Origin of the sequence: Phreatobacter sp. (assembly GCF_016793595.1) — a bacterium.
Lineage (GTDB): Bacteria > Pseudomonadota > Alphaproteobacteria > Rhizobiales > Phreatobacteraceae > Phreatobacter.
Map to the genome: position 1 here is coordinate 110361 of NZ_JAEULY010000016.1, position 14260 is coordinate 124620.

Annotated in this window: 14 protein-coding genes; 3 read left to right on the forward strand and 11 right to left on the reverse strand. The window is 67.3% G+C overall.

From position 1 onward, the window contains the following. Window positions 1-302 precede the first annotated feature (302 nt). Window positions 303-728, forward strand: coding sequence for a globin domain-containing protein (locus JNK84_RS17755; protein WP_293426132.1), 426 nt, complete (start codon window positions 303-305; stop codon window positions 726-728). Window positions 729-735: 7 nt separating this feature from the next. On the opposite strand, the gene JNK84_RS17760 is transcribed toward JNK84_RS17755, so the two are convergent. The 3 genes from JNK84_RS17760 to JNK84_RS17770 all read right to left on the reverse strand — a co-directional run bounded on the left by JNK84_RS17760 (window position 736) and on the right by JNK84_RS17770 (window position 4327). Next, entirely contained in the window at window positions 736-3000 is a 2265-nt protein-coding gene (locus JNK84_RS17760) for a hybrid sensor histidine kinase/response regulator (RefSeq protein WP_293426133.1), read from the reverse strand. Between the two features lie 72 nt (window positions 3001-3072). Further along, entirely contained in the window at window positions 3073-3531 is a 459-nt protein-coding gene (locus JNK84_RS17765; RefSeq protein WP_293426134.1) for a cyclic nucleotide-binding domain-containing protein, read from the reverse strand. A gap of 109 nt (window positions 3532-3640) precedes the next feature. Continuing rightward, window positions 3641-4327: a response regulator transcription factor gene (locus JNK84_RS17770; RefSeq protein ID WP_293426136.1), complete on the reverse strand. Its 687-nt coding sequence runs from the start codon at window positions 4325-4327 to the stop codon at window positions 3641-3643. A 134-nt stretch (window positions 4328-4461) separates the two neighbouring features. Here JNK84_RS17770 and JNK84_RS17775 point away from each other — a divergent pair, with 134 nt between their 5' ends. Then, the gene (locus JNK84_RS17775; RefSeq protein WP_293426138.1) at window positions 4462-4992 is read left to right on the forward strand and encodes a L,D-transpeptidase family protein; all 531 of its coding nucleotides are present in this window, start codon (window positions 4462-4464) and stop codon (window positions 4990-4992) included. A gap of 3 nt (window positions 4993-4995) precedes the next feature. On the opposite strand, the gene JNK84_RS17780 is transcribed toward JNK84_RS17775, so the two are convergent. From JNK84_RS17780 to acs, 4 genes are all read right to left on the reverse strand, one after another. After that, complete coding sequence (locus tag JNK84_RS17780; RefSeq protein ID WP_293426140.1) at window positions 4996-5763, reverse strand: glucose 1-dehydrogenase; 768 nt, start codon at window positions 5761-5763, stop codon at window positions 4996-4998. 86 nt (window positions 5764-5849) lie between these two features. Next, window positions 5850-7250: a M48 family metalloprotease gene (locus JNK84_RS17785; protein ID WP_293426142.1), complete on the reverse strand. Its 1401-nt coding sequence runs from the start codon at window positions 7248-7250 to the stop codon at window positions 5850-5852. Window positions 7251-7316: 66 nt separating this feature from the next. Further along, the gene (locus JNK84_RS17790) at window positions 7317-8054 is read right to left on the reverse strand and encodes a hypothetical protein (protein ID WP_293426144.1); all 738 of its coding nucleotides are present in this window, start codon (window positions 8052-8054) and stop codon (window positions 7317-7319) included. A gap of 2 nt (window positions 8055-8056) precedes the next feature. Continuing rightward, entirely contained in the window at window positions 8057-10009 is a 1953-nt protein-coding gene (gene acs, locus JNK84_RS17795) for an acetate--CoA ligase (RefSeq protein WP_293426146.1), read from the reverse strand. 253 nt (window positions 10010-10262) lie between these two features. On the opposite strand from acs, the gene JNK84_RS17800 reads away from it, so the two are divergent. Then, window positions 10263-11423: a serine hydrolase domain-containing protein gene (locus tag JNK84_RS17800; RefSeq protein ID WP_293426148.1), complete on the forward strand. Its 1161-nt coding sequence runs from the start codon at window positions 10263-10265 to the stop codon at window positions 11421-11423. A gap of 142 nt (window positions 11424-11565) precedes the next feature. Here the strand turns inward: JNK84_RS17800 and JNK84_RS17805 are convergent, their stop codons facing one another. From JNK84_RS17805 to JNK84_RS17820, 4 genes are all read right to left on the reverse strand, one after another. Next, window positions 11566-12780, reverse strand: coding sequence for a CaiB/BaiF CoA transferase family protein (locus JNK84_RS17805; protein WP_293426150.1), 1215 nt, complete (start codon window positions 12778-12780; stop codon window positions 11566-11568). A 100-nt stretch (window positions 12781-12880) separates the two neighbouring features. Continuing rightward, on the reverse strand, window positions 12881-13498 hold the full coding sequence (locus tag JNK84_RS17810; protein WP_293426152.1) for a class I SAM-dependent methyltransferase: 618 nt from the start codon (window positions 13496-13498) through the stop codon (window positions 12881-12883). A gap of 40 nt (window positions 13499-13538) precedes the next feature. Continuing rightward, window positions 13539-13961, reverse strand: a complete 423-nt coding sequence (locus JNK84_RS17815; protein WP_293426154.1) for an EVE domain-containing protein — start codon at window positions 13959-13961, stop codon at window positions 13539-13541. Further along, entirely contained in the window at window positions 13962-14252 is a 291-nt protein-coding gene (locus tag JNK84_RS17820) for a hypothetical protein (RefSeq protein WP_293426156.1), read from the reverse strand. It abuts the gene before it with no gap. Between the last annotated feature and the right edge of the window lie 8 nt (window positions 14253-14260).

A 14260-nucleotide genomic window follows, 5' to 3' on the forward strand; every position in this document is an offset into this window, starting at 1 on the left:
GTTTGATCTGGAGCGCCGCGCCCCGCGGCCCGCCCGCCAGCGGGCCGGCCCCTCCATCGGGCACAATGGGTCGCAGGCACGCATTGAATACTCGTCTCCCCTGGCCGGCGACCCTGCGCCCGCCCGTCATGCGGTTCGATGTCGCCGCGAGGGACGCTGTGTTTCAGTTGCTTCGTCGGCCGGACCGCGCAGCGCGAAAAGGTGGAAACCAAGGAAACACTGAACCGCGCCGCCGCAACGGTGGCGAAGGATGGCGGCGTCATGGTGCAGGCTCCCGACAACGGCCGGAACACCTGTCGCCCATGACGCCCGCCCAGACCGCCACGATCCGCCGCCAGTTCGGCCAGATCGCTCCCCGCAAGGAGGCGTTCGCAGCGGCGTTCTACGACCGCCTGTTCGACGGCGACCCGACCATCCGTCCGATGTTCCCGGCGGATATGCGGCCGCAGCGCGCGAAACTGGTCCAGGCGCTGGCCCACATCATCCTGTCGCTGGACAATCTGCACGCCGTGATGCCCGAAGTGCGCGAGCTTGGCATGCGTCACGCCGGCTACGGCGTTCAGCCCGACCACTACAACGCTGTCGGCGAGGCGCTTCTGGCGACGCTGGCGGAGCTGCTGGGCGAGGATTTCGACGATGCAGCCCAGGCGGCCTGGGCGCTCGCCTATGGCACTGTCGCCGACGCCATGGCGGAGGCGGCCGCCGAGATGGCCATCGCCGCCGAATAGGACCGGATCAGCGCTTCAGGCGCTCGGCGAGACCGTTGGTGGTGACCCTGGCGAGGATTCCGCGCACGTCGTCGAACGTGAAAGGCTTCTCCAGCACGACCACCTCGGCGCCGCGCGCCTTGGCGAGCCTGTCCGGGCCGGCCACCGTGTCGCCGGTGACGATGATCGTGCGCTCGGCGAGCTTGGGGTCGCGATCATGGATGCGGTCGCGGAAGTCGATTCCGTCGAGGCCCGGCATCCTCAGATCAGCGAAGATGATGTCGACAGGCGTGCGCTCGATTGTTTCCAGCGCCGTCGCCGGGCGGTCGGCGACGATCGGCCGGTGCCCGAGCCCTTCGAGGATTTCGGCGAGGCTGCGGGCGACATCCGCCTCGTCGTCGACGATCAGAACGGAAAGGCCGCTCGCGGCCGCCGGTCCGGCCACTTTCGGCGCGGAGGCCGTCGCCGCTTCGGCAGCGGGCAGCAACAGATCGAAGCGCGCACCGCCAGAGGGCTGGTTCGACAGCGCGACGCTGCCGCCATGGGCCTCGACGACGTTCCGGCAGATCGACAGGCCGATGCCGGTGCCGACGCCGGCCGGCTTGGTGGTGAAATAGGGTTCGAAGACGCGACGCATCAGCTCATCGGGAATGCCGGGGCCGTTATCAGCGACCATGATCGCGACGCTGGCGTCCTTGCGGGCGGTGCGCAGGCTGATCCGCCGTGGCGCCGGCCGATCCATCAGCGCCTGCTGGGCGTTGATCAGCAGATTGGCGATGACCTGCGCCAGCAGGTCCTTGTCGCCGGTCACCGGCGGCAGATCCGGCGCCAGGCTGAGGTCGAGCTCGATATCGGAACTCCTGAGCCCGTAGCTCACCATGTCGATGGCGCCCGAAGCGACCGCGTTGATGTCGATCGGTTCGCGCTGCGGTGGCTTCTGCCGCGCCATCGCGAGGAAGCTCTTGACGATGCGCCCGCAGCGCTCGGCGGCGGCATGGATGCGCTCGCCCCGCCGCCGGACATCGTCGCTGGCGGCCTTTTCGACCAGAAGCGAGGACTGCGCGATGACAATGGCGAGCGGATTGTTGAGTTCGTGGGCGACGCCGGCGAGCAGGGAGCCCATGGCGGACAGCTTTTCGACCTGATGCAGTCGCTCGCGGTTGGCGGTGGCCTCGGCCTGCAGCCGCTGCGGCTCCGTCAGGTCGCGGACATGCGCCATGAACAGTCTTTGCTCGCCGAAACGGACAGCGTTGACCGAATATTCGATCGGAAAGGTGCTGCCATCCTTGCGCAGGCCCCGCGTCTCGAACCGGCGGGCGAGATTGCGACCTTCGGCGCGCGTCTTGTAGCGCTCCATCGCGCTGATCTGCTCCTCGCGCAGATCCTGCGGGATGACCAACTCGGTGACCTTCATGCCGAGCGCGTCGTCGCGACTATAGCCTGACAGGACCTCGGCGGTCGGGTTGAACTCCAGGATCGTCCAATCCTCGTCGGTGACGATGATGGCGTCGAGCGATGCCCTGACGACGGCCCTGTTCAGTGCCTCACTGCGGGCCAGCTCCTGCTCGCCAAGCTTCAGCTCGGTCAGGTCGCGGGTGAACGTGAGGAAGCCGACCCGCGTGTCGCCGACCGCGACATAGGGCATCAGCGAGACCTGCAGGTAGCGGCCACCCTTTTCGACGAAATCGATCCAGCCCTCCCAGCGCATGGTCTCGCCCGCGCGCACACGCTCGGCCATGTTCTCGTATTGCGTCACGACCTTCGGGCCGAGAACCTCTCCGACGCTATGGCCGATGACCTGGTCGCGGCGCTTGCCGACGAAATCGAGGAATTCCTTGTTGGCATCGCGATAGATGAGGTCGTGATCGACATAGACCGTGCGCAGCGGAATGCCGTCGATCATGGCGCGCAGCTGATGGATCTTCGCATCCTGCCGGCTTGTCGCCAGATCGAGCTGTCCGCGCAGGCCGAGCCAGGGAGCCGGGAGTTCGTCGGCGGCGCCCTGCCCGGCGGCCGCGCGAGCGAGCGCGACCGCGGGCGCGACGAACTGGCGCCAGACGAGCAGGGCCAGCACGATGAAAGTCGCGATGGTGCCGGCGACCAGCAGCAGATGCTCAAGCAGATGTTCACGCGCCTGCGCGGTGATCTCGGCGCGGCCATAAGTGGACCAGCCGAGCAGCAGGACCAGGAGAAGGAGCGGCAACCCGCACAGGATCAGCAGCCCGCCGAAGCGTCGGGACAGGTCCGAACCGTCTTGGCGGGGCGAGGCGCCACGCGCGCCGCTATCCGGCATCACCGCTCTCCAGGCGGCGCGTGGCCACCGCAGCGGACATTGGTGGGCTCATCACCCTGCGTCAAGCAAGGCTCAGCGGCGATCGTCCGGCCCGAACAGTCGCCCCACGCGGTTGAGGTCAGCGGTGGTCGCGCGCATCTTCTCGCGGAAGTCCTCGTGGAGGCGCAGGGCCGCATCCGGAAACTCGCTGAGCACCCGGCGAAACAGAGTGCGGGGGATTCGCAGCACCGTGCAGGGCTCGCGCGCGGTGGCGGTCGCCGGCCGCAAGGTCTCGACGATCAGAGCGATCTCGCCGAGCAGCGCACCTCGCGTGGCGTGGCGGTCGGTGAGGCCCGCCGAATTGGCGAGGGTCAGGCTGCCCTCGACCACGACATAGCCCGAATCGGCCGCCTGACCTTCCTTGAACAGGATGTCGCCCGCCCGCAATTCCCGCGTCTCCGACGAGAAGGCAAGGAGGCGAACGGGTTCGCCGCCCAGGCTTGCGAATAGCGGCACCCGGGCCAGAAGGGCGATGTCGTCGTCGAGGGCCATGAGGTCCGCTGGGGGAGAGAAGGCTTCTTATAATCCTGACGGCGACGATTCGCAGAAAATGCATCCGACCACCAGCGCGCCGGGCGCATGCCGCCGTCCGAAGCCGCCCTCAGGGAACGAGCTTGTAGCCGCCGCCCTCGGTGACCAGCAGCGAGGCGTTGCCGGGGTCTTTCTCGATCTTCTGGCGAAGCCGATAGATATGCGTCTCCAGCGTGTGGGTGGTGACGCCGGAATTGTAACCCCAGACCTCCGACAGCAGGATCTCGCGCGAGACCGGCTTGATACCTTGCCGGTAGAGATAGCGCAGGATCGCCGTCTCCTTCTCTGTCAGGCGGATCTTGGAGTTCTTCTCGTTGACCAGCAGCTTGGCGGAGGGCCGGAACGAATAGCTGCCGATCTGGAAGACCGCGTCCTCGCTGGCCTCATGCTGGCGCAACTGCGCGCGGACGCGCGCGAGGAGCACGGCGAACCGGAACGGCTTCACCACATAGTCGTTGGCGCCGGCCTCAAGCCCGAGGATCGTGTCGGAATCGGTGTCATGCCCGGTCAGCATGATGATCGGGCTCTTGAAGCCGCCCTTGCGCATGATCTTGACGGCTTCACGCCCGTCCATGTCCGGCAGGCCGACATCCATGATCAGAAGGTCGAAATGATCGCCCTTGACCGACTGGATCGCCTTGGCGGCCGCATCGACGCTGATCGTCTGAAACTCCTCGTGCAGCGCCAGCTGCTCCGCCAGCGCCTCGCGCATGTCGGCATCGTCGTCGCAGAGCAGGATCTTGCGGACTTGGCTCATGGAATCACCCGGGGGATGGACTTGCGGCCGTGGTCACGGGCGCTCGAATAGGACACAGAAGGGCACTACGCGCAAACAGGCGGACGCGTTACGGAAGTGCCGGACGCGGTCGTAGAGATATGGATGACATTTTCATGGCGAAAGGCCTGATTGCACGGATTTTTGTCCATTCCCTGCCCGGCAAACCGTCGCGAGGCATGGTTCATGTCGGCCTTGCCGCCTTTCCCTGCGCCCTCGGCCGGGGCGGTATCAACACGGTCAAGCGCGAGGGCGACGGCCGGACGCCGCGCGCGCGCCTGCCGCTGCGCCGCGTCTTCTTTCGCAAGGACAGGCTCGGCAGGCCGCAGGTCGCGCGACCGGTGCGCGCGATTCGTCCGGAGGATGCCTGGTGCGACGATGCCGGCGACCGGCGCTACAACCGCCTCATCCGCCGCCCGCCGGGGCCCGCCGAGGAGCGGCTGACACGCACCGACCACCTCTATGACGTGATCGTCGAGCTCGGCTGGAACGACGCGCCGGTGCGCCGCCATCGCGGCAGCGCCATCTTCTGGCACGGCGCGCGCGACGGCTTCACGCCGACCGCAGGCTGCGTCGCCATCCGCATAGCGGATTTCGCGAAGATCCTGCCGCGCCTGGCGAGGAACGCGGTGATGGTGGTGCGCTGATCTTCAGACCGACGCCGTCAGGCCGCCGTCGACGAACAGCACGTGGCCGGTGACATAGTCCGAGGCGGGGGCGGCAAGAAACACGCAGGCGCCCTGCAATTCCTCGACGTTGCCCCAGCGTCCCAGCGGCGTGCGCGTGCCGACCCAGGCGCTGAAGGCCGGATCCTTCACCAGCGCGTCGGTGAGCTCGGTCTTGAAATAGCCGGGCGCGATGCCGTTGGAGCGGATGCCGCGCGCGCCCCACTCCACGGCCATCTGCTTGGTCATCATCTTCACCGCGCCCTTGGACGCCGTGTAGGGCGCGATGGAGGGCCGGCCGAGTTCGCTCATCACCGAGCAGGTATTGATGATCTTGCCGTAGCCGCGCTTCAGCATGTGCCGCGCCGCAGCCTTGGAAACATAGAACACGCTGTCGATATTGGTCGCCATGACACGGCGCCAGTCGGCATCGGCGAAATCCTCCAGCTTCTCGCGGATCGTCATGCCGGCATTGTTGACGAGGATGTCGATCGGACCGCGCGTCGCTTCGATCGCGTCGATGCCGGCATTGACGGCGGCCGGATCGGTCACGTCGAAGGCGCTGGTCGCGACCTTGAAGCCCTTCGCCTTCAGCGCCTTCTCGGCCGCGTCGAGCTTGGTCTTGTCGCGGCCGTTGAGGATCACTTCCGCGCCGGCGCCGGCAAGACCCTCGGCATAGGCAAGGCCGATGCCGCTGCCCGAGCCGGTGACGAGTGCGCGGCGGCCGGTCAGGTCGAACGTCTTGAGTGTCATTGTCGGATGCCCCTGGTGTTTCCTCATTCAGGCCGGAGAGGAAAGGCCAAGGGGCGGCCCGGCGCAAGCGAAACTTGTATGGTAGTCTATTCGCTGATGATCTTGACCAGTTCGCCGCCGCGCGGCTGGTCGCCGTCGCCGAGGCCGTTGAGCACCCGGAACCGTTCCACCGCCCGGTCCTGCACCTGCATCCGGCGCGCGAAAGTGTCGACCGTGTCGCCCTCGCCGGCGCGGATCAGGCGGATGCGGTCGGGCTTGACCGCGGCTTCCGCCGCGGTGAGGCGACGGAAGCTCTCCATCGAGGCGCGGAAGGTGGCATCGACGTCACCGTTCAGGTCACGGGCGGCGTAGATGATGCGGTAGACCTCGCTGCCGAAACGCACGACGAAGATTCGGAACGACCAGTCGTTGCCGCGCGCCACGGCGGTCGCGCCCTGGAAGCCGTTGACCGAGACCTGTTCGACCGTCGTCTCCGACAGGCCGTCGATCCAGCCCGAGGTCAGGTAGGCGGTCAGCGTCTGGCTCGCGGGCACGCGCACCACGTCGAGGCGCACCGCCATGTCGTTGGGGCCGAGACCGGTGACCGCCGAGCGCGAATTCTCCAGCGTGAAGCCGTCCGGCGCCGTGACCGTGAAGCCGAGGCGGGGATGGATGAAGGTGCGGCCGCGCACGACGCCCTGGCGCGGATCCTCGCCGAAGGTCAGTCCCTCGATGGCGCGCAGGTAGCGCTCGCGGTCGCGGGGGCGGCCGTCCGGGGCGATATGCTGGCGGGCGGTGAGCACAGCCTGGCGCACGCGCTCGGGCGTCGAGGGGTGCGAGGCGAGGAAGTCCGGGCTGCCGCCGGCCGCCTGCGTCGGCGTGCGCAGGGCGGCGTTGCGATCCATGGTCTGGAGGAATCGCGAGGCGCCGTAGGGGTCGAAACCGGCCTTGGCGATGAGCGCGACGCCAATGGCATCGGCCTCCAGCTCCTGGCTGCGCGAGAAGCCGGCGAGCGATACGCGGGCGGCCTCGCGCCGGGCTTCGGCGCCGGCGAGGTCGTTGAGGAGGCGCGCGCGCATCACCGCCACCAGCTCGCTGGTGCGCACCTGATCCTCGCGCTGGTTCGCATGGCGGGCCGAGACATGGGCCATCTCGTGGCCGAGCACGGCAGCGAATTCGCTGACGTCGTTGATCAGCGCCAGCATGCCGCGGGTGACATAGAGATGGCCCGAGGGCAGGGCGAAGGCGTTGATCGTCGGCGAATTCAGGATAGTCAGCCGATAGCGCTGGTCCGGCCGGTCGGAGGCGGCGCCGAGCTTCTCGAAGATCTCGCTGGCGAGCCGCTCGACGGCCGGGGCGCTGTATTCGCCGCCGAAGGCCGCGAGGATGCGCGAATGGTCGCGCGAGGTCAGCGGTGGCAGTCGCGACTCGGTCGGCGTCGGCTCCGGAACGGGCACGGGAACCTCGGGTGAGGTCGCGCAGCCCGACAGAATCAGGGCAAGCGCCATCGCGGCTGGCACGGCCGACCGGCAAAACCCACCCCGCGCTCCTGCGAACCGAATCACGGTCCTGAGCTACCTTGCGCCGCGTGTCGGCGCCTCCGCGATTGTGATCTGCTCCGGCATCGCCGCCGCGATGAAGGGGCCGCGTCGGATCGTCACGACCCCACGCACGCGCAGCATGTGCCCACGGATTGCGGCAGGTTCAAGCCCGAATTCCCGAAAGGCGGGCATGTCGCGCTCGGCTATGGTTACCGTCAGCGCGCCCGACCCGAAGGCGCCGAAATTGACATAGGTGATGCGGCGGACGGTTCTGACACTCCTGACACGGCCGGCAACGACCGCGAAACGGCCATCGAACCGCTTCAGGGCGTCGGCATCGCCGGCATCGAGCAGGGCGTCGGGCTCGCGCCAGATGCCACGCCGTGCAGCGACGGCCTCGGTCTCGGCCGCCTCCAGCGCCCTCCAGCAGTCGCGGGGGATGACCCTGCTGGCGGAGAGGCGGGCGCGGCCGTCACGCAGCAGGGCGCTTTCGACGGGACCGTCGGGGCCGAGGGCGATGACGGGCAGGCGCTCGTGCCGGTCGAGCCCGCCGAGCGGCGCAATACGGACGATCCGGTCGACGGGGACGACCGCGTCACCTGCCAGCGCAAGGAGCCGGAAGCGCCGACCGTCGGGCGCCGCGAAGACCAGCGGCGTATCGGCGCGCAGACCCGCTACGGCCTCGGCGCGGTCGGGATTGCAGGCGAATGCCGGCGGCAGACCAAGCGTGGCGAGGACAGCGCCGAGCGTCACATGCCGCCCGGCGCCCATGATCACGCGCTCTTGCGGTTCTGCCGGTTGGTGATCAGGTCATCGACCACCGCCGGGTCCGCCAGGGTCGAGGTGTCGCCGAGCGCGCCGAACTCGTCCTCGGCGATCTTGCGCAGGATGCGGCGCATGATCTTGCCGGAGCGGGTCTTCGGCAGGCCCGGGGCGAACTGGATCAGGTCCGGCGAGGCGATCGGGCCGATCTCCTTGCGCACCCAGCCGACGAGTTCCTTGCGCAGCTCCTCCGTCGGGTCCTCGCCGCCCATCAGCGTCACATAGGCATAGATGCCTTGACCCTTGATGTCGTGGGGATAGCCGACCACCGCCGCCTCGGAGACCTTCGGATGGGCGACGAGGGCGGATTCGACCTCGGCCGTGCCCATGCGGTGGCCGGAGACGTTGATGACGTCATCGACGCGGCCGGTGATCCAGTAATAGCCGTCGGCATCGCGCCGGCAGCCGTCGCCGGTGAAATACTTGTTCGGGTAGGTCGAGAAATAGGTCTGCACGAAGCGTTCGTGGTCGCCGAACACCGTGCGCATCTGGCCGGGCCAGGAATCGGCGATGACCAGATTGCCCTCGGCGGCTCCTTCCAGAACCTTGCCCTCGGCATCGACGATCTCGGGCTTCACGCCGAAGAACGGCTTGGTGGCCGAACCTGGCTTCTGGGCGATGGCGCCCGGCAGCGGCGTGATCAGGATGCCGCCCGTCTCGGTCTGCCACCAGGTATCGACGATCGGGCAGCGGTTGTCGCCGACGACGCGGTGATACCATTCCCACGCCTCGGGATTGATCGGCTCGCCAACCGAGCCGAGCAGGCGCAGCGAGGCGCGCGAAGTCTTCTTCACAGGGTCCTCGCCGGCGCCCATCAGCGAGCGGATGGCGGTCGGGGCGGTGTAGAAGGTGTTGACCTTGTGCTTGTCGACCACGTCCCAGAAGCGCGAGATCGACGGATAGGTCGGAATACCCTCGAACATCAGCGTCGTCGCGCCGTTCGCCAGCGGGCCGTAGACGATGTAGCTGTGGCCGGTGACCCAGCCGACATCGGCCGTGCACCAGTAGATGTCGCCGTCCTTGTAGTCGAAGACGTACTGGTGCGTCATCGAGGCATAGACGAGATAGCCGCCGGTCGTGTGCAGCACGCCTTTCGGCTTCCCGGTCGAACCGGACGTGTAGAGGATGAACAGCGGGTCTTCGGCGTTCATCTCCTCCAGCGGGCATTCATCGGCGGCATTGGCGGCGAGATCGTCGTAATAGTGGTCGCGGCCATCTTTCATCGCGACGGGAGATCCGGTGCGCTTCACCACGATGACGCTCTTGACCACGCCGGGCGCCTTCTCGACGGCGGCATCGACATTGACCTTGAGCGGCACCTTGCGGCCACCGCGCAGGCCCTCGTCGGCGGTGATCACCACGGCGGTCGAGGCGTCCTCGATGCGGCCGGCGAGGCTGTCCGGCGAGAAGCCGCCGAAGACGATGGAATGCACCGCGCCGACGCGGGCGCAGGCCAGCATGGCATAGGCGGCCTCGGGGATCATCGGCAGATAGATCGTGACCCGGTCGCCCTTCTTCACGCCCTGACCCTTCAGGACGTTGGCCCATTTCATCACCTGCCGATGGAGCTGACGGTAGGTGATCTTCGCGTCGTCCTTGGGGTCGTCGCCCTCCCAGATGATCGCGACCTGGTCGCCGCGCTTGGCGAGATGTCGGTCGACGCAGTTGTAGGAAACGTTGGTGGTGCCGTCCTCGAACCATTTGATCGAGACGTTGTCCGGCGCATAGGAGGTGTTCTTGACCCTGGTGAAGGGCTTCATCCAGTCGATGCGCTTGCCGTGCTCGCCCCAGAACGCGTCCGGCGACTTCACGGAGGCTTCGTACATGGCCTTGTACTTGGCCTCGTCGACATAGGCGCGCGACGCCCAATCGGCGCTGACGGGATAGAGCTTTTCCGACGACATTGCTGTCCCTCTCGATGGGTTGCCGTCCGTCCGGCGGCGGCAACAGGCCGTTTCCCCACGGGGCGGCCCTTTGTCCGGCCGCCTCCTCTGTCGCGCGGACTTTACGTCGCGGCGACATGTCGGCTCAAGAGAGGCGGCGTCACACTTTGGTCGCCCGACCTTGGACGAAGACGGCGTCTGGCGGTTCGGCCGAATTGACCCGCCGCCAGCCGCCGCCGATGGTGTCGGCCCCGCCAACGACCGGATGCACCCCATGAAGGCCGCGCTCGACGAAATCCTTGCCCGCTCGGCTGAATCCGGCGAGGTGCCCGGCGTCGTCGCGATGGTCGGCGACATCAGGGGCTCGCTCTATGAAGGCGCCTTCGGCAAGCGGAGCCTCGCCGGTCCCGATCCGATGACGACCGACACGGTCGCCTGGGTCGCCTCGATGACCAAGGCGGTGACCACGGTCGCGCTGATGCAGCTCGTCGAGGAGGGAAAAGTCGATCTCGATGCCCCGGCCGGGCGCTACTGCCCAGAGATCGGCAAGGCGCAGCTGCTCCACGACTTCGACGCGGACGGCAAACCGCTGACCCGCACGCCCAGGACGCCGGTGACGGTCAGGCACCTGCTCACCCACACCTCCGGCTACTGCTACGACTTCGCCTCCTCGGCCATCCGCAAATATATGAAGGCGACCGGCCTGCCGGGCACCAATACCGGCCTCAAGGCCTCGCTCGCCGCGCCGCTCATCGCCGAACCGGGCAGTGCTTTCATCTATGGCATCTCGACCGACTGGGCCGGCCAGATCGTCGAGGCGGTCAGCGGCAAGCGCCTCGGCGAGGTCTTCGCCGAGCGCATCTTCGGCCCTCTCGGCATGACGGATTCGATGTTCCGCCTCGGCGCGTCGCAGCAGGCGCGTCGCGCGGCCGTGCACGGCGTTAAGGAAGACGGCAGCTATGTGCCGACCGACATGGTGGTTGTGCAGGAGCCGGAATTCGAGTCAGGCGGCGGCGGCATGTATTCGACCGCGCCGGACTATTTGACCTTCGTGCGCATGATCCTCAACGGCGGCGAGCTGAACGGCGCGCGCATCCTGAAGCCCGAGAGCATCGTCGCGCTGTCCACCGACCAGATCCCTGATCTTTCCATCCCGGCCATGGGGCTGATGTCGCCGATGGGCCTCCGAAGCGTCGACTTCTTCCCCGGCATCTCCACGGGCTGGTCGCTCGCCTTCGAGATCAACCGCGAACAAAGCGCGGAAGGCCGCTCGCCCGGCTCGCTGTTCTGGGGTGGTTTCGCCAACACCTATTACTGGATCGACCCGGCGAAGGGCGTCGCGGCGGTGTTCCTGACGCAGATCGTGCCGTTCTACGATCCGCGCGCGGTAAAGCTGTTCAAGGCGTTCGAGACAGCTGTCTATCGGGCGATCTGAGCGCCTTGCCGGGAACTGTCCCATTCGTCATGCCCGGCCTTGTGCCGGGTATCCACGAATTTGGTCGGTCCGGAGTTCAAGGCGTGGATGGCCGGGCCAAACCCGGCCGTGACGAGCAAGCCGCCTCGCCAAGATCCGAGCCCTACTCCGCCGCCTTCGGCAAATTCACGCCCGCTTCACGCAGCACTTCCTCCGTATCCTGACCGAGCTTCGGCGGCGCCGCGCGCAGCGAGGCGGGGCTGGCCGCGTAGTTCACCGGGTGCTTCATGTCGACCCAGTCATAGCCGTCGGGATGGTGGTGCTTGCGAAAGAAGCCGACCGCCTTCAGGTGCGGGTCGTCCATCAGGTCGCCGAAGCGGTTGATCGGCGAGAACGGGATATTCTTCTCGCCGAGCACCTTCGACCAGTCATCGTTGGTGCGGGTGGAGACCATGGCGTCCATCATGGAGTAAAGCTCCTTGATGTTGATCATGCGCGCCTGATAGGTCGCGAATTTCGGATCGACGTTCAGTTCCGGCCGGCCCGCGAGCACGAAGAAATCGGCCCAGTTCTTGTCGCTGTAGGGCAGGATGCCGATCCAGCCGTCCTTCGACTTGTAGGGTCGCCGGTCCGGATTGTGGATGCGGCCGTAGCCGAATCCGGTACCCGGCGGCGGCGGGTCGAAGACGTGGCCGTAGAGGTTCTCGTGCATCACGTAATGCGTGTAGCACTCGAACATTGGCACCTCGACGAACTGGCCCTCGCCGGTGCGCTGCTTGTGGAACAGGGCGGCGAGCACCGCCTGGACCATGAACAGGCCCACCGTCTTGTCGGCGGCAAGCGTCGGCAGGTAGCGCGGCGCATCGTTGCCGTCGACCCGCGGCAGGATGTCGGCGCCGCCGGAAATGCCCTGGATCAGGTCGTCATAGGCCGGGCGGCCTGCGTATGGACCATCGGCGCCGAAGCCGGCGGCATGGACATAGATCAGGTTCGGGATGGCCGCCGCCATGCTCGCATAGTCCATGCGCAGCCGCGCGGCCGTATCCATGCGCATGTTGGAGCAGACGATGTCGCAGGTGCGGGCGAGCTCGATACAGGCATCCTGGTCCTCGCGGCGCTTCAGGTCGAAGGCCACCGACTTCTTGTTCTTGTTGAACATCATGTAGAGCGGACCCATGCCGGGGCCGGTGGCCTCCGGATGCGCGCCGGCCCAGCGCATGATGTCGCCGCCGCCCTGACCGGGGCTCTCGACCTTGATGACCTCCGCGCCCATGTCGCCGAGCAGCATGGTCGCATAGGGGCCGAGGATGACGGCGGTCAGGTCGAGGATGCGGATGCCGGCGAGCGGGCCGCGATTGGCGGGCTGGGTCTCGGTCATGGTCAGGCTTTCGCGAAACGGTGTTTCGCTGCGACCTTAATGCGCGCGGCGGCGCTTGCGAACCCTTCGACCGGAAGCCTTGCCCGGCGTCCGGCGCAACTCATTCCTTCCGGAACAGGCTGAACTGGAACGACTGCGCCGTCCCCCAGGGCGTCACGTGGCTGTGCGGCCGCGTGTCGATGCGCCGGAAACCGGCACCGAGCACCCTTGCCAGGCTCTCGCCATCATGGCGCGCCACGGGCAGGCCGCTGCACCGCTCCGGGCCATCGAGCGCGAAGGTCGCGATGATCGCATGCCCGCCCGGCGGCAAGGCCGCATCCAGCGCCGCGACATAGGCTGCGCGTTCCGCCTCTTCGATGAGGAAATGGAAGGCCGCCCGGTCGTGCCAGACATCGTATCGGCGCGCCGGCCGCCATGCCGTGACGTCGGCGACGATCCACTCGACCCCGACCGCTGCGGCGCCCATCCGGTGCCGCGCCACCTGCAAGGCGGTGCCGGAGAGATCGAGGACGGTCACGTCCCGATGTCCGTCTGCGACCAGCGCATCGACGAGCCGCGATTCGCCGCCGCCGATATCGACGATGGCGGAGGCGCTGGTCGCGCCGGCCGTCGCGATCATCGCCAGAGAGGGGGTCGGACAATCCTGAAACCAGCTGACCTCGGTCTCGGCCTTGGTGGCATAGACCGTTTCCCAGTGCCGCGAACCGCCGGAGGTCATCCCGCTGCTCCCTGTCCGGCCTGCCTGCCGGCTGGCCCGTTCACGGATCGACGCCGCCCATCTGGCAGACGATGGCCCATTCCTCGTCGGTGACCGGCTGAACCGACAGGCGCGACAGCTTCAGGAGCGCCATATTGGCGAGCCTCGGCTCCTTCTTGACCTGCTCGAGCGTCACGGGGGTCTTCAGCGGCCTCACCGCCTTGATCTCGACCACGACCCACGGCTCGCCGGCCTCGGCGGTCGGATCGGGATAGGCCTCCCTGATGACCTCGACGATGCCGACGATCTCCTTGCCCTCATTGGAATGATAGAAGAAGCCGCGCTCGCCGAGCTTCATCCGGATGAGGTTCAGCTTCGCCGCATGGTTCCTGACACCATCCCAGAACGTGCCCTTCGCGCCGGCCTTCACCTGCGCGTCCCAGGACCATTTGAAGGGCTCGGACTTGTAGAGCCAGTGGGCCATTCACGCGCCCTCGATCTTCGGCGCATTGCCGGCGGTCGGGATCAGCTTGCGGAAGGCGTCGAGCTCGGTGACGAAGCGGTCGAACTCGGCCAGCGTCATCGTCGTCTTGCCATCCGAGAGTTCGATCACCACGATCGGCTCGCCGCCCGTGCGCCGCTTCATCAGCTTGGCTACGGGGAAGACCACGGAATGGGTGAGGTCGAAGGGATGGGTCTCGGCGACGAGATCGGAGCCCATCGCCTTGGTGGCGGCCTCGACGCCGCGCGCGAGTTTCTCGAAGAAGTTCGTCATCTAGGCTC

Bases quoted from the DNA above. Each gene is read 5' to 3' on its own strand.
- JNK84_RS17810 (WP_293426152.1), bottom strand. From the start codon at position 13,498: ATGACCTCCGGCGGTTCGCGGCACTGGGAAACGGTCTATGCCACCAAG.
- JNK84_RS17815 (WP_293426154.1), bottom strand. From the start codon at position 13,961: ATGGCCCACTGGCTCTACAAGTCCGAGCCCTTCAAATGGTCCTGGGAC.
- JNK84_RS17765 (WP_293426134.1), bottom strand. From the start codon at position 3,531: ATGGCCCTCGACGACGACATCGCCCTTCTGGCCCGGGTGCCGCTATTC.
- JNK84_RS17790 (WP_293426144.1), bottom strand. From the start codon at position 8,054: ATGGGCGCCGGGCGGCATGTGACGCTCGGCGCTGTCCTCGCCACGCTT.
- JNK84_RS17775 (WP_293426138.1), top strand. From the start codon at position 4,462: ATGGCGAAAGGCCTGATTGCACGGATTTTTGTCCATTCCCTGCCCGGC.
- JNK84_RS17780 (WP_293426140.1), bottom strand. From the start codon at position 5,763: ATGACACTCAAGACGTTCGACCTGACCGGCCGCCGCGCACTCGTCACC.
- JNK84_RS17755 (WP_293426132.1), top strand. From the start codon at position 303: ATGACGCCCGCCCAGACCGCCACGATCCGCCGCCAGTTCGGCCAGATC.
- acs (WP_293426146.1), bottom strand. From the start codon at position 10,009: ATGTCGTCGGAAAAGCTCTATCCCGTCAGCGCCGATTGGGCGTCGCGC.
- JNK84_RS17800 (WP_293426148.1), top strand. From the start codon at position 10,263: ATGAAGGCCGCGCTCGACGAAATCCTTGCCCGCTCGGCTGAATCCGGC.
- JNK84_RS17820 (WP_293426156.1), bottom strand. From the start codon at position 14,252: ATGACGAACTTCTTCGAGAAACTCGCGCGCGGCGTCGAGGCCGCCACC.
- JNK84_RS17760 (WP_293426133.1), bottom strand. From the start codon at position 3,000: ATGCCGGATAGCGGCGCGCGTGGCGCCTCGCCCCGCCAAGACGGTTCG.
- JNK84_RS17805 (WP_293426150.1), bottom strand. From the start codon at position 12,780: ATGACCGAGACCCAGCCCGCCAATCGCGGCCCGCTCGCCGGCATCCGC.
- JNK84_RS17785 (WP_293426142.1), bottom strand. From the start codon at position 7,250: ATGGCGCTTGCCCTGATTCTGTCGGGCTGCGCGACCTCACCCGAGGTT.
- JNK84_RS17770 (WP_293426136.1), bottom strand. From the start codon at position 4,327: ATGAGCCAAGTCCGCAAGATCCTGCTCTGCGACGACGATGCCGACATG.